This window comes from Brevundimonas fontaquae (genome assembly GCF_017086445.1).
In the GTDB taxonomy this organism is placed as follows: Bacteria; Pseudomonadota; Alphaproteobacteria; order Caulobacterales; family Caulobacteraceae; genus Brevundimonas; species Brevundimonas fontaquae.
Genome location: NZ_CP070968.1, coordinates 354717 through 373579 on the forward strand (window position 1 = coordinate 354717; position 18863 = coordinate 373579).

Below are 18863 nucleotides of genomic sequence, written 5' to 3' on the forward strand. Positions count from 1 at the left end.
ATGGCATAACTGGCTCTGTTTTCGATAGCCAGTTTGGCGCATCTGGTCGATCTATGACCCGTCGCCTGATCCAGCTGTTCATCGGCCTATTTCTCTACGGCCTCTCCATCGCCCTGATCGTTCGCGCAGATCTCGGTTTGGATCCGTGGGACGTGCTGAACCAAGGGGTGTTCGAGCGGCTCGCCAAACCCAGCGGAGTCAGCTTCGGTCTGGTGGTCAATCTGATCGGTATGGCTGTGCTGCTTCTATGGATTCCCCTACGCCAGAAGCCGGGGATCGGGACCGTGGCCAATGTGTTGGTCATCGGCACGGTCGCCAATTTCGGTTTGGACTGGATCCCGTCCGACCTGGGCCTACCGCTCCGGGCCGGCCTGCTCATCGCCGGCATCGTCCTGAACGGCGTGGCCAGCGGGGCCTATATCGGCGCAGGCCTCGGTCCCGGTCCCCGCGACGGCCTGATGACCGGCATCGTCGCGCGCACCGGCTGGCCCGTGAAATGGGTGCGGACGGCCATCGAACTGACCGTCATCGCCGTCGGCTGGCTTTTGGGCGGTTCGGTAGGAATGGGCACGGTGCTGTATGCCCTGACCATCGGCCCGCTGGTGCACGTCTTCCTGCCGCTGTTCACGGTCCGTCGGAAGACGGGCGACTGAGCCCTTAAGGCTGCAGCCGGTATCCGCCCGCATCGGTCAGCAGAAGGCGGGCATGGCCCGGTTCCGGTTCGATCTTCTGGCGTAGGCGATAGATATGGGTTTCCAGCGTATGGGTCGTGACCCCGGCGTTGTAGCCCCAGACCTCGGTCAGCAACTCTTCGCGCGACACCGGCTTGGCCCCGGCGCGATAGAGGTATTTCAGGATGTTGGTTTCCTTCTCGGTCAACCGCACCTTCTTGCCCTTTGAGTCCATCAGCACCTTGGCGGCGGGCCGGAACTCGTAGGGGCCGATGGTGAAGACCGCGTCCTCGGACTGTTCATGGCTGCGCAGATGGGCGCGGATGCGCGCCAGCAGCACGGCGAACCGGAAGGGCTTGGTGACATAGTCGTTGGCCCCGGCGTCCAGACCCAGGATGGCGTCGGCGTCCGCCGATTGCGCCGTCAGCATGATCACCGGTGTCGAAACCCCGTCCTTGCGCAACAGGCGACAGGCCTCGCGGCCGTCCATGTCGGGCAGATCGACGTCCAGCAGGATCAGGTCGGCGCGGATCTCGCGCCCCATCCGCACCCCGTCCGTGGCGGTCGATGCCTGCTGGGTGCGAAACTCCTCATGCAGGTTCAGCTGCTCGGCCAGGGCCTCGCGCAGGTCGTCGTCGTCGTCGATGATCAGAATGGTCTTGGGCGTAGGCATGGGACAGACAATGGCGAGGCTTGGCCCCCGCGCCAAGGCTTGGGGGTGCGAATATTCACATCGGGTTACGAGCTAGAGGGCGTTTCGGGTCGATTTCGTTCCCCGAACAAGGCCGTTCCGACCCTGACGTGCGTCGCACCGCACCGGATGGCGGTCTCGTAGTCGCCGCTCATGCCCATCGACAGGACCGACAAACCGTTGCGTTCGGCCATGGCCCGCAACATCTGAAAATGCGGCTCTGCATCCTGATCCGCCGGGGGGATGCACATCAGACCCTCGACAATCAGCCCGTAGGTGTCGCGGGCCGCCGCAATCAGGGCATCGGCGGCGTCGGGCAGGACCCCGGCCTTCTGCGGTTCGGCGCCGGTATTGACCTGGACCAGGACGCGCGGCGATCGGCCGCGCTTTTCGCCCGCCTGCGCCAGGGCCCGCGCCAGCTTCTCGCGGTCCAGGGTTTCGATCACATCGAACAGGGCGACCGCATCCTCGGCCTTGTTGGTCTGCAAGGGGCCGATCAGCCGCAGCTCCAGGGCCGGTACGGCTCCGCGACGGTCCGCCCAACGGCCCTGCGCCTCCTGCACCCGGTTCTCGCCGAAGATCCGCTGACCCGTCGCCAGGATGGCGTCGATGGCCTCTGGGGCTTGCGTCTTGGAGACGGCGGTCAGGGTCACGCCCGCTGGATCCCGACCGGCTGCATGGCAGGCGGCGTCGATGCGCGCCCGCACCCCGGCGACCCTTTCGGCGATGGACGGGGCGGAAAAAGCGGAGGAAGAAGAGGTCATGATCCTGCCGGCCGGTTACAGCGACGATGCGCGCGCGCTCTGGAACGCCGCGACCGCTCTAAACCGCGCCGCCGCCGCTGTCAGCCCGGCCGCCGCGGCCTTGCCGCCGATGCTGTTCTTCACCGACCCGGATCGCACGCCCCGACCGTGGGAGACGGCGGCGCGCCTGCCCGCCGGTTCGGCCGTGGTCTATCGCGCCTTTGGCGCCTCGAATGCCGTCGAGACGGGGCATCGGCTTCGGGAAGCGACGGCCGGTTGGGGCAGGAAACTATTGGTCGGTCTGGACTTGGATCTTGCCGAGGCGATTAACGCCGACGGGCTCCACCTGCCCGAACGGGCGGCGGACCAAGCAGCGCGCATCCGCGCGGACCGACCCGGCTGGATCCTGACGGCGGCCTGGCATGGGTCTTCGCCCGCGCCCGAAGACCTGAACGCCTTGATCCTGTCGCCGGTATTTCCCGCAGGCGGCGCGTCCGCCGGTAAATCCGCCCTGGGCGTCGCTGCATTCGAACGGCATGTGAAAGCCGCCGCCCTGCCGGTCTATGCGCTGGGTGGGGTCACGCCAGCAAACGCCGCAACGCTCGCACACACAGGCGCCTGCGGCCTGGCGGCGGTAAGTGCGATCCAGTCAGCGTTTCGCTGACCGATCGAAATCAGAACTTGAAGATGGTTTCCAGACGGACGCGGGGCTGGGCCCGGCCGTTGGTTTCGGGCGCGCGGGCCGGATCGGCTTCCGGCGTGCTGACGGCGGCGGCGGCCCCGACCCGCAGACGGTCGTTCAGCCGATAATAGGCGCCGGCTTCGACATCACCCCATTCGGTCTCGCGGCCGACGGGCTGATTGAGGTTGAAATCCAGACCCCACCGACCGCGGTCGTTGAGGCGCAGACCGCGACGCTGCGGCGCCGGCGTATTGCGTTGCGCCGCCTGGGCTTCCGACAGAGAGACTGTGGATCGGCTTTGGGCGAGCGCCGACGTCGACGCGGCCATCGCCGTCATCGCCATCATCACAGCCAGGAAACCACCGAACCGCATACCAAATCCTTCGAACCCCGCCGTGAAGGCGACGTTTCATCCCTGAACCGACCTTATATGGTCGTGAGCCCCGCGATTAGACACCGGGTGCCTGCGCGGTCAACGCAATGAGCCGACGATAACAAGGTTCCCGCGCATTGTTGTCGGCGTATGTGTCTCAAGCGTCACGGGATTCGGGCGGATTTCGGCGAAATCTCACATGCCCTTCACAAAACACCGCGACGCGCGATGCGACGGGAACCGACTTCGCCTTGTCATCGCCCCTTTTCGCCGTGTTATAGAGCCTGGCAGTCGGCATTCCTCATGCCGTGCGCGCGTGCGGGCGAGGGCTCTCACGTCCCTGAGTTTACGGAGACTTCTCTTGATGAGCCTCAACAAGGCCCTGGTTCGGAACGTCGCGGTCGTGCTGGTCTCGGGCGTGGCCCTGGGCGCGTCCCTGTCGGCCTGCTCGAGCATTCCCTTCGTCGGCGGCAAGAAGTCTGCGCCGAAGACGAACGTGCAACAGGGCATCGGCGTCAACGCCTTCCTGTGGCGCGCCTCGCTCGACACCCTCAGCTTCATGCCGCTGCTGACCGCCGATCCGTGGGGCGGCGTCATCAACTATGACTGGTACATCAACCCCCAGACGCCGAACGAGCGCTTCAAGGCGACCGTCTTCATCCTGGACACCCGTCTGCGCGCCGACGCGCTGAACGTCACGGTGACCAAGGAAGTGAAGGGCGCCGATGGTCAGTGGACCGCCGCCCCGGTCGCCGCCCAGACCGAGGCCGATCTGGAAAACGCCATCCTGACCAAGGCGCGCCAGCTGAACCTGTCGAACGCCGGCTAAAGCCGGCGCTCGCTTTGTTTGAGCGCTACCGCCCTTCGGGCTGCTTGAGCGCGACGCGTCCAAGAGTTTGTAGGACGCATTACTTCTTGGGCGCTGTCGTCCTTCGGGCTAGTTGAGCCGGGAGGGCGTCAGCGCCCTTTCGACTTTCAGGACGACCGTGGCCCGTTACGAACCCAAGACCGCCGAACCCCGCCAGCAGGCCCGATGGGCCGAGGCTTCCGCCTTCGTCACGAAGGACACCGGTCGGCCGAAATATTATGTGCTGGAGATGTTCCCCTATCCGTCGGGCAACATCCACATGGGTCACGCCCGCAACTATGTGATGGGCGACGTGGTGGCGCGGTCCAAGCGCGCGCAAGGGTACGACGTTCTGCACCCGATGGGCTGGGACGCCTTCGGCATGCCGGCCGAGAACGCGGCCATGGAGCGCGGCATACACCCGAAAGGCTGGACCTATTCCAACATCGCCAACATGCGCGAACAGCTGAAGCTGCTGGGTCTGTCGCTGGACTGGTCGCGCGAGTTCGCCACCTGCGACCCGGAATACTATGGCAAGCAGCAGGCTTGGTTTCTGGAGCTGTATCGGCGCGGTCTGGTCTATCGCAAGGATGCGGTGGTCAACTGGGATCCGGTCGACAACACGGTCCTGGCCAATGAACAGGTCATCGACGGTCGCGGCTGGCGCTCGGGCGCCCTGGTCGAGAAGCGCAAGCTGAACCAGTGGTTCCTGCGCATCACTGACTATGCGGACGACCTGATCGACGGCCTGAAGACCCTGGACCGCTGGCCCGAAAAGGTCCGGCTGATGCAGGAGAACTGGATCGGCAAGTCCAAGGGCGCGACCCTGTGGTGGGATATCGCCGAGGCGCCGGCCGTCCTGCCCGCCTCCCCCGAGGGCGAACCCAATCACGCCCGCGATCCGATCGAGGTCTACACCACCCGCCCCGACACCCTGTTCGGCGCCAGCTTCCTAGCCCTAGCGCCCGACCATCCCCTGACCAAAGCCATCGCCGAACATCGGCCGGACGTGGCGGACTTCATCAAGTCTTGCGCTCAGACCGGCACCAGCGAAGCCGAGATCGAAAAGGCCGAGAAGCTGGGCGTGGATCTGGGCGTCCGCGTCCGCCATCCCTTCGATCCGGACAAGACCCTGCCCGTCTGGGCCGCCAACTTCGTGCTGTCGACCTACGGTTCGGGCGCTATCTTCGGCTGCCCGGCCCACGACCAGCGCGACCTGGACTTCGCCCGCAAATACGATCTGCCGGTGACGCCGGTGGTCAAACCCGACGACGCCGAGACAGTCGAAATCGGAACCGAGGCCTATGTCGGCCCCGGCCGCATCTTCAACTCCGACTTCCTAAACGGCATGGACGTCGAGGCCGCCAAGGCCGCCGCGATCGCCAAGGTCGAGGCCGCCGGCCAGGGCCGCGCCGAGACCATCTATCGGCTGCGCGACTGGGGCGTCTCCCGCCAACGCTATTGGGGTTGCCCGATCCCGATCATCCACTGCCCGTCTTGCGGCGTCGTCGAGGTTCCCGCCGATCAGTTGCCAGTCGTCCTGCCTGATGATGTGACGTTCGACGTGCCCGGCAACCCGTTGGCGCGTCACGCGACCTGGAAGCACGTCAAATGCCCGTCGTGTGGCGCGGACGCGACGCGCGAGACCGACACGCTCGACACCTTCGTCGATTCCAGCTGGTATTTCGCCCGCTTCACCGATCCGACGGCCGAGGCGCCGATCGACAAGGCCGCCGCCGACCGCTGGCTGGCTGTCGATCAATATATCGGCGGGGTCGAGCACGCGGTCCTGCACCTGCTGTACGCCCGCTTCATCACCCGCGCCCTGTCTGACGCCGGCATGCTGTCGGTGAAGGAGCCGTTCGCCGGCCTGTTCACCCAAGGCATGGTGGTCCACGAAACCTATCGCCGCGCCGACGGCGCCTGGGTCGAGCCGACTGACGTCGAGCTCAAGAACGACAACGGCGTCCGCTCGGCCCGCCAGCTGTCGACCGGCGAGACCCTGGTCATCGGCGACATCGAAAAGATGTCGAAGTCCAAGAAGAACGTCGTCGCGCCGGCCGAAATCCTGGAAAGCCACGGCGTGGACGCCGGTCGCCTGTTCGTCCTGTCCGACAGCCCGCCCGAGCGGGACGTGCAGTGGACCCCTGGCGGCGTGGAGGGCGCCAGCCGCTTCGTCCAGCGCGCCTGGACGCTGTTCGACACCTATGACGCCGGTTTCGCGGGCGAGGACAAGGCCAACGCCGAACTGCTGCGCGAAACGCACAAGGCTATCAAGGCCGTGTCCGAAGGGGTCGAAGGCTTCCGCTTCAACTCGGCCATCGCCAAGCTCTACGCCTTCGTCGCCACTATTCGCGACAATGCCCAGGCCGGCGGCGACGCCAAGCGTCAGGCCCTTTCGGCGCTGGCCCGTCTGATCGCCCCCTTCACCCCGCACCTGGCCGAAGAAGCCTGGACGCGGCTGGGTGAGGACGGGATGGTTCTGGACGCGCCGTGGCCCGTGTGGGACGCTGCGCTCGCGGCCGACGACGAGGTGGTCCTGCCCATCCAGATCAACGGCAAGCGTCGCGCGGAAATCCGCGTGCCGCGCGGCATGGAGCCGACCGAAGTCGAAGCCTTGGTCCTGGCTGACGAAACGGTCAAGGCGCGGCTGGAGGGTCTGAGCGTGAAGAAAATCGTCGTGGTCAAGGACCGCATCGTCAATCTGGTGGCCGGCTGATGCGTATTGCGGCGGCTCTCGCGGTTCTCGCGTCTCTGGCGGTTTCCGCCTGCGGCTTCACGCCCATGTACGCCGAGACGGCCGCGGGTTCATCCCTGCGCCGGATCGCCGTCACGACCCAGGACGACCGCCTTGGCTATCGCCTGCGCGAGCAGCTGGAAGACGCCCTCGCCTGGGATCGCGGCGCGACGCCGCTGTATCGCCTGACGACAGAGGTCCAACAGAACCGCCGCTCGCTGGGTCGCCGCATCGACGACACCGCCACCCGCTATGAACTGACGGTCAAGGCGACCTGGACCCTGACGCCGGCCGCCGGGGGAACGCCCGTCAGCGGCGCGGAAACGGTCACCACGACCTACGCCACCGCCGACCAGCCCTATGCCGCCATCGCCGCCCAGCAGGACGGCGAGGAGCGCGCCGCGGCCGAACTGGCTCGCCTGATCCGACTGGATCTTATGCAGGCGCTGTCGAACCCGTGATCCTGGCCAAACGCCCCGAGATCGATCGCTTTCTGAAGGCGCCCGATCCGGCGATCCGGGCGGCGGTGATCCACGGCAAGGACCGGTCCGGCGTCGCCGAGCGGGCCGAGGTGTTGTGCAAGACGGTCACGCCCGACCTGAACGACCCCTTCAACGTCACCGTCCTGACCGATAGCGACATCGATGGCGACGAAACGAAGCTGGAAGAAGCGCTGACGGCCATGTCCCTGATGGGCGGCCGTCGTCTGGTGCGCATCCGTCTGTCGGCGCTGAAGCCCGGCGTGGATAAGGCCGTCGCCGCCGCGCTGAAGATCCACGCCGATGGCGGCTACAATCCCGACGCCATGATGGTGGTCGAGGCCGACCAGCTGGGCCGCGAATCCGCGCTCAGAAAGGCGGCCGAGAAGGAGAACGGCGCGGTCGGCATCGTCTGCTACGAGGACGAGACCGGCGATGTCGCCCGCATGGTCCGAGAGGCCCTGGCCGCCGACAAGGTGGGCCTGACGTCCGACGCCCTGGACCGTTTCGTCGCGCGCCTGCCGCGCGAGCGGGGCTTGATGCGGCAAGAGATCGAGCGCCTGGCCCTGTTCATCGGCCCTGGTTCCGGCAAGACGCTGGATATGGATGCGCTGGAGCATCATCTCGGCGTCGAGCCGGACGCCTCCCTGTCGGATGCCGCGCTTCAGGCTTTCGGCGCGCGGCCCGGCCCGGCGCAGGCGGGGCTCAGGCGCGCCTTCGCCGAGGGCGAATCGTCGGTGCTCGCCGTTCGCTCCGCCGCAATCCATCTCGGAAAGCTACGCCGGATCAATATCTTGCAGGCCAACGGCGCAAACGCCAAGGAGGCCGCCAAGGCCGCCGGCGTCTTCTGGAAACAGGAGGCGGAAATGCTGCGTCAGGCGCGATCTTGGCGGGTCGAAGCCCTGGACGAAGTCTTGGACAGCATCAACACGGCCGATGTCGCCACCAAGACGACCGGAATGCCGGACCAACTGATCGCAGAACGCCTGCTGCTGGAAATCGCAGGTCGCGCCAGACGCCTGGGGCTTTAGCCCTAGCCGCGCTTGGACGCCTTGCGGAAGGCGGGCTGGGCCATGGCGACATTGCGCGCCGACACAGCCTTCTCTTCGGCCTTGGCGCCCGGTTGGGCGTTGAACCCATGACCCGCCTTGGCCTTCTTGGCGGCGAGCGCCTGTTTCAGCTTTTCGGCGGCGGTGGGTGTCGTGTCTTCAGTCATATCGACACCCTAGCACAGTCCGCCGGTCAGCCGCGCATCAAACGGCGGCACAGGTCGTCGAGCTGCTCCAGCGAGCCGTAGCCGATCGTCAGTTCGCCCTTTCCGCCCTTGTCCGACAACTGGACCTTCAGGCCCAGCGCATCAGCCAGATCCTGCTGCAGGGCGGCGACATCGGCCGCCCCCTCCCCGGCTGCGGCCGCCGACGCCGACTTGGCCTTCGTCGGCTTCGGCCCCTCGACCGCACGGCGCGCCAGAGCCTCGGTCTCACGGACGCTAAGCCCGTCGACGAAGGCGATATCCGCCAACTGACCCGGATCGGGCGTATTGATCAGCGCGCGGGCGTGACCCGCAGACAGCTTGCCTTCGCGCACATAGAACAGCACCCGCTCAGGCAGTTGCAGCAGGCGCATGGTGTTGGCCACATGGCTGCGGCTCTTGCCGACCACGCCCGCCACCGCGTCCTGCGTCCGCCCGAAGCGCTCCATCAGAACGCGGTAAGCCTCGGCCTCTTCCAGAGGATTCAGATCTGCGCGCTGGACGTTTTCGACGATCGCGACTTCGAACACCTCGACGTCGTCCATCTCGTGGACCACGATCGGCACCTCGGTCAGGCGCGCCGCCTGCGACGCGCGCCAGCGGCGTTCGCCAGCGATAATCTGCCAGACGCCGTCCTCGCCCGGTTGGGTCCGCACCAGGATCGGCTGCAGCACCCCCTTGTCGCGGATCGAGGCGGTCAGTTCCTCCAGATCCTCTTGGCGGAAGGTCTTGCGCGGCTGATCTGGATTGGGCTTAAGACTTTCGATCGGCACGCGTTGCACACCGGCGGGCACGGGCGCGTCAGATGCGACCGGCGCCTCGGCGTCCTGTCCCATCAACGCCGACAGGCCGCGGCCCAGACCTCTATGTCGTTCAGCCAAGATACTGTTCCGTTCTATTAAAACTCAGGCGGCCAGCTTCAGGCGCTGGCGTTCGCGCTTTACCACTTCCTTGGCCAGCCGCAGATAGGCCTGGCTGCCCGCGCACTTCAGGTCATAGATCAGGGCCGGCTTGCCGAACGACGGCGCCTCGGCGACGCGCACGTTACGCGGGATCACGCTCTCATAGACCTTGTCGCCGAAGTGAGCGCGCACGTCGTTGGCCACCTGGCCCGACAGGGCGCTGCGACGATCGAACATGGTCAGGACCAGGCCCTGGATTTCCAGCGATGGATTGAGGCTGTGCTTGACCATGTCGATGGTGCGCATCAGCTGGCTCAGGCCTTCCAAGGCGAAGAACTCGCATTGCAGCGGCACCAACACTGCGTCCGCAGCCGCCATCGCATTCAGCGTCAGAAGGTTCAGCGACGGCGGACAGTCGATCAGCACATAGTCATACGCGGTAGGGCCATCGTCGTGGGCGCGCAGGGCGTCGCGCAGCCGATAGGACCGGCGATCCGCCTGGCTGAGTTCGATCTCCACACCCGACATATCGGCGTCAGCGGGCACGATCCACAGACCCGGCACCGTCGTCTGCACCGAGGCATCAGCGATGGAGCGCTGATCCACGACGACATCATAGATGGTGACGCGTCGTGTTTCACGTGGAACACCCAGACCCGTTGAGGCATTGCCCTGCGGGTCCATATCCACGATCAGTACGCGCTCCCCGATGGCGGCCAGGGCGGTGCCGAGGTTGATGGCTGTCGTCGTCTTGCCTACCCCGCCCTTTTGATTGGAAACAGCGAGGACGCGGGCGGGCTTTCTAGCGCGTTGAGCGGGCACGGCGGAGGCTCCGGATTGTCACGATGCGGCCGCGCACGTCGCTTTGCGACGGGGCCAGTTCAGCCTCGAAATGCCAGGATTTGCGCGCTTCGATCAACTCCGATTCGGCACGCTCCCCCTTCAGGAACAGACCTTGTGCACCCCTTTGGAAGTAGGGCTGTGCATAACCCAGCAGTTTCTCCATCGGCGCGACGGCGCGGGCGGTGACGATGTCGCACGTCACAGACTGCGCTTCAGCTCGGCCGACGATGACCGTCGCCGGCAAGGACAAGGCGTCCACGACCTCCTGAAGAAATCGGCAGCGTTTGGCCAAGCTGTCGATCAGCCAGACATGAGCCCCATGCCTCCCCTTGAGCATGATGGAAAGCACCAGTCCGGGAAAGCCGGCTCCCGCCCCCAGATCCGCCCAAGTCTTGGCTTCAGGCGCCAGATCGAGCAGTTGCGCGCTGTCCCAGACGTGCCGGTTCCAGAAGTCTGGCAGACTGTCCGGCCCCACCAGATTCATTACCGTATTGGCCTCGACCAACCGCTGCCGAAAGACCTCGAGGTCGGCGATCTGTTCCGCTGACGCATTGGTGCGTGTACGGCACGCCTTTTGTTCAGCCTCCAACATCAGGCCGCGACCGACGCCTTGGGCGCGCGCTTCACATAGGCCAACAGCGCCGTCAAAGCGCCGGGCGTCATGCCCTCGATCCGACTGGCTTGGCCCAAGGTGCGCGGTTGGACGCGCACCAGCTTTTCCTTCACCTCGTTCGACAAACCGCCAATGGCGCCGTAGTCGAGATCGGTCGGAAGCATCAGCCCCTCCTCCGCCTTCAGAGCGTCCGCATCCTGAGACTGGCGATCCAGATAGTTGGCGTAGGCGGCGTCGATCTGGACCTGCTCGCGGACGTCATCGGTCCATTCGGCGATGACGGGCACTGCCGAGACGAAGTCCTCCAAGGTCACATCGGGGAAGGCCAGCAGTTCGCGCATCGAGCGCCGACGACCATCAGCATTGACCGAGATGCCTAGCGCGCCAGCCTCATTGGGCGTGAAAAGTGTTTCACGTGAAACAGCGCTCGCTGCCGCAAGCGCCAAAGCCTTGGCCTCGAACCGAGTACGCCGCTCATCCCCGACGATGCCTAGCTCCATCGCAGTCGGTGTAAGCCGAAGGTCGGCGTTGTCCGCCCTCAGCGTGAGCCGATACTCCGCCCGGCTGGTGAACATCCGGTACGGTTCGGTAACGCCGCGCGTCACCAGATCGTCGATCATGACGCCGATATAGGCCTGATCACGCCCCAGGATCACCGGCTCCTGGCCGGCCGCTGAACGCGCGGCGTTTAGCCCCGCCATCAGCCCCTGGGCCGCGGCCTCCTCATAGCCCGTCGTGCCGTTGATCTGTCCGGCGAGATATAGTCCCGGACGCTTCTTGACCTCAAGCGCCGCCGTCAGCTCGCGCGGATCGACGTAGTCGTATTCGATGGCGTAGCCGTATCGGAAGACCTCAACCGCTTCCAAGCCCGGAATGGTTCGCAGGAAGGCGAGCTGCGTCGGCTCCGACACCGAAGTCGAAATCCCATTTGGATAGACCGTGGGATCATCGAGTCCTTCCGGCTCCAGGAAGATCTGATGGCTCGTCTTGTCGGCGAACCGAACGACCTTGTCTTCGATCGACGGACAATAGCGCGGACCCCGCCCCGACAGCTTGCCGCCATAGACGGCGCTCTCGCCGAGATTCTCAGCTATGATCCGATGGGTCTCCTCCGTCGTGTGGGTCACGCCGCAGGCGATCTGGGGCACGTCAATCCGGTCGGTCAGGAAGGAAAAGGCTGACGGTGTATTGTCCGCTTCCTGCATTTCCAGCCGGTCCCAGGCGATCGTCCGACCGTCCAGGCGTGCGGGCGTGCCCGTCTTCAAACGCCCCATCATCAGGTCGGCCGCATGAAGATCGGCGGCCAGACCGGTCGAGGGCTCCTCACCATGCCGCCCCGCCGGGATGCGTTCATCGCCGCGATGGATGACGCCGTTCAGGAAGGTGCCGGTCGTCAGGACGACTGCCCCAGCGCGAACCGTCTCTCCCGCGCCGGTCACGACGCCGCCCACACGGTCGCCTTCGAGGGCAAGCCGCTCGGCCGTCCCCGCCATCAGGGTCAGGTTGGGCGTCCCCTTCAGTTCGGCCTGTATGGCCTCGCGATAGAGGCGGCGGTCGATCTGGCTGCGCGGGCCCCGAACGGCGGCGCCCTTGGATCGGTTCAGGAGGCGGAATTGGATGCCTGACGCATCGGCCAGTCGGCCCATCACGCCGTCCATGGCATCAATCTCGCGAACGAGATGCCCCTTCCCCAGCCCCCCGATGGCCGGATTGCACGACATCTCGCCGATCGTCTCCAACTTCTGGGTCAGCAAGACGGTGCGGGCGCCCGCCCGCGCGGACGCCGCCGCCGCTTCACAACCGGCATGGCCGCCGCCGATGACGACGACGTCGAATACAAGATCATGGGGAGAAATCATCGCCGCCACATAGGGCAAAACGGGTTTGATCGCCAGAGGCAGGCCAAGCCCGTCATACTAAGATGGCCCTCCGTTTCACGTGAAACACCGGTATGGCTAGACCTACTTTCCAATGCAGAAGGTCGAAAAGACTTCGCCCAAAATGTCTTCGACACCGATCGCACCTGTCACGCGCGCCAGAGCGTCGGCAGCCCGTCTCAGATCCTCGCCAGCCATTTCCGGCGCCACATTGAGTGCAGCCCGCGCCGCATCGACGCTTTCCAACGCCTCAAGCAAACGCAGTCGGTGGCGCTCTTGGGTCACGGCAGGAAAGTCGGCGCCGGAAAGATCTCTCACAAGACGGTAACCAATCCAGTCCCGAAGCTCGATCAGGCCTTGGCCGGTCGCGGTGCTGACCGCTAAGGTCTCAAGACCATCTTCCCCTCCCGACCGGGCGCCAAGGTCGGACTTGGTCGCCACGATCAGATCGCCATCCTCGACGTAGCCCGCAGCCACCCCGTCAGGGTCGCCAGGCGCGCGGACCCAAAGACGCAAGTCGGCTTGTTCGGCGCGAAGCCGGGCGCGGCGCACACCCTCCGCTTCGACCGGGTCATCGCTGTCTCTCAAGCCGGCCGTATCCGACAAGGTCACGGCATAGCCGCCGATCACCAGATTCGCGTCCAGCACGTCCCGCGTGGTGCCGGCGATCGGCGTCACGATGGCCGCTTCACGCGCAACCAGCGCATTGAACAGCGACGACTTGCCGGCGTTCGTCTCTCCAATCAGGACGATGCGATAGCCGTCCCTCACCCGTTCGCCACGCCGCCCAGTATCGACCGCGCGTCGCAGGTCGGCGCCGAGTCGGTCCAGCACAGGCCCCGCCGTACGGGCCAGATTGTCCGGGACCTCTTCATCCGGAAAATCGATCTCGGCCTCGACCAGAGCCAGGGCGTGAAGAAGATCACGGCGGAAACCGGCATAGGTCTCGCTGAGCTTGCCGTCCAACTGGCCCAACGCCTGCTTGGCCTGGGCGCTGGTTTCCGCGTCGATCAGATCGGCGACCGCTTCGGCCTGCGCCAGATCCATGCGGCCGTTCTGAAAGGCGCGGCGTGTGAACTCGCCGGGGTCCGCCGGGCGTAAGCCCAGTGCAATCAAGGCGCGGCTGGCGGCCTCAACGACCGCGCGACCGCCATGCAGATGCAGTTCGGCGGCGTCCTCTCCCGTGTAACTGTTTGGCGCCGCGAAACGCAGCACAAGCGCCTGATCGATGTGCTCGCCGACATGGCTGAGGTCCCGCACCGACGCCATGCGCGGCTTCAAAAGGGTTGCGCCGAGCGCCGTCAACGCGGCCTCGACGCCTGGGCCCGACAGACGAAGAACCGCAATGGCGCCTCGGCCGGGCGGCGTCGCCAAGGCGAAGATGGTGTCGATCATCGACTCAGACCAAGCGGCTCCAGACGCGGACGGCTCACTTCACCGCCGCTTCCATCAGGCGACGGAACTGGTCCTGGGCCTGCAGGCCGAAGCTGGTCCAGGTCTTCATCAGTTCCTCAGGCTGCATGGCGGCGACATTGGCCTCCATCCGCTTCTGCATCTCCGCGACCATGGCCTCGTTCAGCGGCGTCACGTCCGGCAGACCGAGGAATGCGCGCGCCTCCGCCGGCGTGCAATCGACTTCCACATTGACCTTCATCGCATGGCCTCCTGTTTCACGTGAAACGTCCGAAGACAGATTACGTGTTCATCGACTGGAAGAAGTCCGAGTTGTTCTTGGACTGACGCAGCTTGTCGAGCAGGAACTCGATCGCGTCCTGTGGTCCCATCGGATTCAGGATGCGGCGCAGGACATAGGTCTTAGCCAGCTGATCCTTCGGCGTGATCAGGTCTTCCTTGCGGGTGCCAGACTTCAGCACGTCGATGGCGGGGAAGATGCGCTTGTCGGCGACCTTGCGGTCCAGCACGATTTCCGAGTTGCCGGTGCCTTTGAACTCTTCGAAGATCACCTCGTCCATCCGGCTGCCGGTGTCGATCAGGGCCGTGGCGATGATGGTCAGCGAACCGCCCTGCTCCACGTTACGCGCGGCGCCGAAGAAGCGCTTGGGCCGTTGCAGGGCGTTGGCGTCCACACCGCCCGTCAGGACCTTGCCCGACGAGGGAACGGTGGCGTTATAGGCGCGGCCCAGACGCGTGATGGAGTCCAGCAGGATCACCACGTCCTTCTTATGCTCGACCAGACGCTTGGCCTTCTCGATCACCATTTCGGCGACGGCGACGTGGCGGGTGGCGGGCTCGTCGAAGGTCGAGGCGACGACCTCGCCCTTCACCGTGCGCTGCATGTCCGTCACTTCTTCGGGGCGTTCGTCAATCAGCAGGACGATCAGGAAGACTTCCGGGTGGTTGCGTTCGATCGACTTGGCGATGTTCTGCAGCATCACCGTCTTACCCACGCGCGGCGGCGCCACGATCAGGCAGCGTTGGCCCTTGCCCAGCGGCGCAACGATATCGATGACCCGGCCGGAGCGATCCTTCAGCGTCGGATCCTGGATTTCCATGTGCAGCCGCTCTTCGGGATAGAGCGGCGTCAGGTTGTCGAACAGGACCTTGGTCTTGACCGCTTCGGGGTCTTCCAGATTGATCGTGTCTACCTTGAGCAAGGCGAAGTAGCGTTCGCCTTCGCGCGGGGCGCGCACGGCACCATGGACGGTGTCGCCCGAGCGCAGGCCGAAGCGGCGGATCTGCGAGGGCGAGACATAGACGTCGTCCGGCCCCGGAAGATAGTTGGCGTCCGAGCTGCGCAGGAAGCCGAAACCGTCCGGCAGGATTTCCAGCACGCCGTCGGCGATGATCTCGACTTCTTCGTCGGCCAGGGCCTTCAGGATGGCGAACAGCAGATCTTGTTTGCGAAGGTTCGAGGCGTTCTCGACCTCCAGCTGCTCGGCGAAGGCGACCAGGTCGGCCGGGGTCTTCTCGTTCAGTTCGGCGAGCGTGATGCGGCCGTTGGCGACGACAGGCTCGCCGTCCTCTTCATCGTCCGCTGTCGTATCCACGCCGGAATCGGCGCCCGCTGCCTCGCCGGCTTCATGCGCAGCGCCGTGATGGGTGGGGGTTTCAACCTCCACGCCTTCGTTCTCGGGGGTGTCGGGATGGGTGTCGCGGACGTCGGTCATGATACAGGCTCGCGGGCGCACACGGCCAGACGGCTGCGGCGCGGGTCTCTGAAAATGTCTGGCCGGTAGGCCGAAGGGAGGTGCGACGGGCTCCCGCTGGCTCCAAGGCCTGCAGGCGTCACGAAAGAGAGGGACCGCCGACGCGGGACGCCGAACGGTTCGCCGCCAGCGGAACCACAGGCGGCGGGTCAGGTCAAGCGGAGCCGCTTATCGGAAGGTCCACTCTGTCGTCACTGACAGCACCATGATGATCGCCAGAACGAAGGGCACTTCGTTCGTCATGCGCCAGAACTTGCCTGAATATTTCGACGTGCCGGCCGCGATCTTCTTCCTTTGGGCCGCCAGGAAGCCGTGCCAGCCGCTGAGCAGGAAGACACCCGCCAGCTTGGCGATCATCCACGGCTCGGCCAGGAAGGCGGCGCCGCGTGCCGAGACGTCGATGTGGATCAGCCACAGCCCGAAGACCCAGGCCAGGATCATCGCCGGGTTCATGATGATGCGCAGCAGCCGCGTCTGCCACAGGCGCAACAGGGTCTGCATTTCGCTTTTCAGCGGTTCAGGCTTGGCGTTCTGCTCGGCGTCATAGGCGTAGAGCCGAGGCAGGAACAGAAGGCCCGCCATCCAGGCGATCACCGCCAGAATGTGCAGCCCGCGTGCGAGATCATAGGTGTTCATGCCGCCTGCCTTCCCTTGCGATGCGGACAGGCCTTCCAGTCCGCCTTGCACCCCTGGCCGAACGGCGCAACGCCCGCGTGGGATAGCGCGCCCACGGCCGCGTCGGCCAAGGCGTCGATGAACAGCGGCTCGATCCCGACCGCCGACGCCCGCAAATAGGGACTGGCCCCTTTTTCGTGGGCCAGTTCGCCATATTCGATATCGAGCTCGACCAGGGTCTCGATATGCTCCGAGACAAAGGCGATGGGCGTGACGACCACGCCGATGCCGTCTTTGGCCGCGGTTTCAATGGCTTCAGGCGTGGACGGGCCCAGCCATTTCATTGGCCCGACCCGGCTTTGGTAGCAGATGGCGTGGTCGATCGGCCCGCGCTGGGCCTCGATGGCGGCGACCACGGCGGCGACCGTCGTCTCGATCTGCTCCTGATAGGGATCGCCCTTGCCGGTCACCAGCTTCTCGGGGATGCCGTGGGCGGAGAACAGCACCCGCACCGGCTGACCCACTGCCTCGTCCAGCTTCTCACCGATCGCCTGGGCCTGGGCCTCAACCCAGCCTGTCGCGGCCGGATAGCAGCAGACGGCGCGGCTGACGCCCGGGCCGGTATAGGCGGCGTTCCAGGCTTTCAGCGAGGATTCCGTCGTCGTGGTCGAAAACTGCGGATAGAGCGGCAGCAGCACGACTTCGTCAGGTCCGAAGGCGGCGACCTCGGCCGCCGTCTCTTCGGTCAACGGATGCCAGTAGCGCATGGCGATGAAGACCTTGACTTCGTCGCCGCCAAGCCGCGCGCCAAGCACGGCCTGCAAAGCCTCCGCCTGGCGACGGGTTTCGGGCAGCAGCGGCGATCCACCGCCCATCAGGGCGTAGTTGGCCTGGGCGCTGGTTTCGCGCCGACTGGAGATCAGTTTGGCCAGAGGCGTGCGGAAGATCCCCGGAAGGCCGATGATGGCCGGATCGTTGAACAGGTTGAACAGGAACGGCTTGACCGAAGCCTGATCATCCGGCCCGCCCAGATTGAACAGCACCACCGCAATGCGGCGGCCGGGGTTCGCATCACTCATTGGGCGCCGATCCGTCTCAGAACCTGTTCGACATGGTCGATCGGCACGTCCGGCAGGATGCCATGGCCCAGATTGAACAGCCAGGGCCCCTGCCCCCAGGCCTCCATCAGTTGATCGACGCGTCGATCCAGCAGATCGCCGCCGGCGCGCAGCAACAGCGGGTCGAGCGCCCCCTGGATCGGCTTGATCTGCTGCACTCGTTTGCCGACCTCGAGCGGGCAGGCGGTGTCCAGGGCGACGGCGTCGACCTCGACCGCCTCGGCATACCGCTCTGCGAGCGCCGCAGAGCCCCGTGGGAAGCCGATGAGGGGTACGGTGACCCCCAGCTCCCGCGTGCGCCTCACCAGCGCCTGGTGGGGCTTCAGGACCAATCTTTCGAACAGATCGTCCGGCAGCCCCTCGGCCCAGCTCTCGAAGATCTTCAGAACCTGGGCGCCGGCGTCGGCCTGCATCTTCAGATATCGGGCGGTGGCCTCGACCAGAACCTCCAGCGTCTCGTCGACACGCTCGGGATCGGCATAGGCGTAGGTGCGGGCCTGGGCGCGCTCGCCCTTGCCGATCGTGCGCGCCTGTCCGTCCAGCATATAGGTCGCCACGGTCCAGGGCGCGCCGGCGAAGCCGATCAGGGCGCGTTCCGGCTCCAGGGCCGCGCGCACGATCGACAGGGTCTCACCCACCGCTGACAGATGCTCGCCCGCCGCCGGAGCCAGTTCGGCCATCCGACCCGGGATCGGCATTTCGCCCAGACGCGGCCCCTCCCCCGTCTCGAACCAGACGTCTTGGCCGAGGGCGCGCGGGATCAGCAGGATGTCGGCGAAGACGATCGCCGCATCGAAGCCGAACCGGCGCATGGGCTGAAGCGTCGCCTCGGCGGCCATTTCGGGGTTCAGACAGAAGGCGATGAAGTCGGGCGCCTCGGCCCTCAGCTTGCGATATTCCGGCAGATACCGCCCGGCCTGGCGCATGAACCACACCGGCGGACGCTCCAACGTCTCCCCGCGGAGAGCCCGCAGCACCAAGGGTGTCGGATCGGCAGTCTGGGTCTGATCGGTCATGCCGGAGGATTAAGGTCACAGCCCCCCTCTCTCAATCCCTAATCAGATTAAGAATTAAAAGATTCGAAGTGGCAGGTAGGGCGGTGGAATGGCGGGGATGACTCGATCAGCTGCGGCGGAACAAAAGCGGATATCCACGCCTGCCGTATCGTTAACGGGGATGTCGAAACGGCTCATCCCGTCGGTGGACAATCCCTAACGAAACGTTAACGGGCAAGGGTTTGCGGGGACTTGCGG

General features: G+C 65.6%; 20 protein-coding genes. 6 read left to right on the forward strand and 14 right to left on the reverse strand.

The window, feature by feature from the left end; translation table 11 throughout:
* The first annotated feature begins 53 nt into the window (after positions 1–53).
* Entirely contained in the window at positions 54–653 is a 600-nt protein-coding gene (gene yczE / locus JX001_RS01700) for a membrane protein YczE (protein WP_205682027.1), read from the forward strand.
* Between the two features lie 4 nt (positions 654–657).
* Here yczE and JX001_RS01705 read toward each other — a convergent pair whose 3' ends face one another.
* Both JX001_RS01705 and JX001_RS01710 read right to left on the reverse strand, forming a co-directional pair.
* Positions 658–1344, reverse strand: a complete 687-nt coding sequence (locus JX001_RS01705; RefSeq protein WP_039246636.1) for a response regulator transcription factor — start codon at positions 1342–1344, stop codon at positions 658–660.
* Positions 1345–1409: 65 nt separating this feature from the next.
* Positions 1410–2126, reverse strand: a complete 717-nt coding sequence (locus tag JX001_RS01710) for a YggS family pyridoxal phosphate-dependent enzyme (RefSeq protein ID WP_205682028.1) — start codon at positions 2124–2126, stop codon at positions 1410–1412.
* Here JX001_RS01710 and JX001_RS01715 point away from each other — a divergent pair.
* The gene (locus JX001_RS01715) at positions 2056–2769 is read left to right on the forward strand and encodes a thiamine phosphate synthase (RefSeq protein WP_241004711.1); all 714 of its coding nucleotides are present in this window, start codon (positions 2056–2058) and stop codon (positions 2767–2769) included. The genes JX001_RS01710 and JX001_RS01715 overlap by 71 nt on opposite strands.
* A gap of 10 nt (positions 2770–2779) precedes the next feature.
* On the opposite strand, the gene JX001_RS01720 is transcribed toward JX001_RS01715, so the two are convergent.
* Positions 2780–3160 carry an NtrZ family periplasmic regulatory protein gene (locus tag JX001_RS01720; RefSeq protein ID WP_205682030.1) on the reverse strand — a complete coding sequence of 127 codons (381 nt, stop codon included), beginning with the start codon at positions 3158–3160 and terminating at the stop codon, positions 2780–2782.
* Between the two features lie 364 nt (positions 3161–3524).
* On the opposite strand from JX001_RS01720, the gene JX001_RS01725 reads away from it, so the two are divergent.
* The 4 genes from JX001_RS01725 to holA all read left to right on the forward strand — a co-directional run bounded on the left by JX001_RS01725 (position 3525) and on the right by holA (position 8254).
* Complete coding sequence (locus JX001_RS01725; RefSeq protein WP_017505409.1) at positions 3525–3989, forward strand: DUF3576 domain-containing protein; 465 nt, start codon at positions 3525–3527, stop codon at positions 3987–3989.
* Positions 3990–4146: 157 nt separating this feature from the next.
* Complete coding sequence (leuS, locus tag JX001_RS01730) at positions 4147–6726, forward strand: leucine--tRNA ligase (RefSeq protein ID WP_205682031.1); 2580 nt, start codon at positions 4147–4149, stop codon at positions 6724–6726.
* Positions 6726–7205: an LPS assembly lipoprotein LptE gene (lptE, locus tag JX001_RS01735; RefSeq protein ID WP_205682032.1), complete on the forward strand. Its 480-nt coding sequence runs from the start codon at positions 6726–6728 to the stop codon at positions 7203–7205. Before leuS ends, lptE begins: the two co-directional genes overlap by 1 nt.
* Complete coding sequence (holA, locus tag JX001_RS01740) at positions 7202–8254, forward strand: DNA polymerase III subunit delta (protein ID WP_205682033.1); 1053 nt, start codon at positions 7202–7204, stop codon at positions 8252–8254. Before lptE ends, holA begins: the two co-directional genes overlap by 4 nt.
* Before the next feature lie 2 nt (positions 8255–8256).
* Here the strand turns inward: holA and JX001_RS01745 are convergent, their stop codons facing one another.
* The 11 genes from JX001_RS01745 to hemE all read right to left on the reverse strand — a co-directional run bounded on the left by JX001_RS01745 (position 8257) and on the right by hemE (position 18626).
* On the reverse strand, positions 8257–8439 hold the full coding sequence (locus tag JX001_RS01745; RefSeq protein ID WP_066553618.1) for a hypothetical protein: 183 nt from the start codon (positions 8437–8439) through the stop codon (positions 8257–8259).
* A 26-nt stretch (positions 8440–8465) separates the two neighbouring features.
* Positions 8466–9356, reverse strand: coding sequence for a ParB/RepB/Spo0J family partition protein (locus tag JX001_RS01750; RefSeq protein ID WP_205682034.1), 891 nt, complete (start codon positions 9354–9356; stop codon positions 8466–8468).
* Positions 9357–9380: 24 nt separating this feature from the next.
* Entirely contained in the window at positions 9381–10199 is an 819-nt protein-coding gene (locus JX001_RS01755; protein ID WP_039246649.1) for a ParA family protein, read from the reverse strand.
* Positions 10180–10812 carry a 16S rRNA (guanine(527)-N(7))-methyltransferase RsmG gene (rsmG, locus tag JX001_RS01760; protein WP_205682035.1) on the reverse strand — a complete coding sequence of 211 codons (633 nt, stop codon included), beginning with the start codon at positions 10810–10812 and terminating at the stop codon, positions 10180–10182. The genes JX001_RS01755 and rsmG overlap by 20 nt, the downstream gene beginning before the upstream one ends.
* Positions 10812–12692 (reverse strand): tRNA uridine-5-carboxymethylaminomethyl(34) synthesis enzyme MnmG, encoded by a 1881-nt coding sequence (mnmG, locus tag JX001_RS01765; RefSeq protein ID WP_205682036.1) that lies wholly within the window; start codon positions 12690–12692, stop codon positions 10812–10814. Before mnmG ends, rsmG begins: the two co-directional genes overlap by 1 nt.
* 102 nt (positions 12693–12794) lie before the next feature.
* Positions 12795–14105, reverse strand: coding sequence for a tRNA uridine-5-carboxymethylaminomethyl(34) synthesis GTPase MnmE (mnmE, locus tag JX001_RS01770; protein ID WP_205682037.1), 1311 nt, complete (start codon positions 14103–14105; stop codon positions 12795–12797).
* 34 nt (positions 14106–14139) lie between these two features.
* Complete coding sequence (locus JX001_RS01775; protein ID WP_055755073.1) at positions 14140–14364, reverse strand: DUF6489 family protein; 225 nt, start codon at positions 14362–14364, stop codon at positions 14140–14142.
* A gap of 40 nt (positions 14365–14404) precedes the next feature.
* Positions 14405–15838, reverse strand: a complete 1434-nt coding sequence (gene rho, locus JX001_RS01780) for a transcription termination factor Rho (protein WP_174086893.1) — start codon at positions 15836–15838, stop codon at positions 14405–14407.
* A 207-nt stretch (positions 15839–16045) separates the two neighbouring features.
* Entirely contained in the window at positions 16046–16513 is a 468-nt protein-coding gene (locus JX001_RS01785; RefSeq protein WP_205682038.1) for a CopD family protein, read from the reverse strand.
* On the reverse strand, positions 16510–17571 hold the full coding sequence (gene hemH / locus JX001_RS01790; RefSeq protein ID WP_205682039.1) for a ferrochelatase: 1062 nt from the start codon (positions 17569–17571) through the stop codon (positions 16510–16512). Before hemH ends, JX001_RS01785 begins: the two co-directional genes overlap by 4 nt.
* A complete protein-coding gene (gene hemE, locus JX001_RS01795; RefSeq protein WP_205682040.1) occupies positions 17568–18626 on the reverse strand; it encodes a uroporphyrinogen decarboxylase in 1059 nt (352 codons plus the stop codon). The genes hemH and hemE overlap by 4 nt, the downstream gene beginning before the upstream one ends.
* Between the last annotated feature and the right edge of the window lie 237 nt (positions 18627–18863).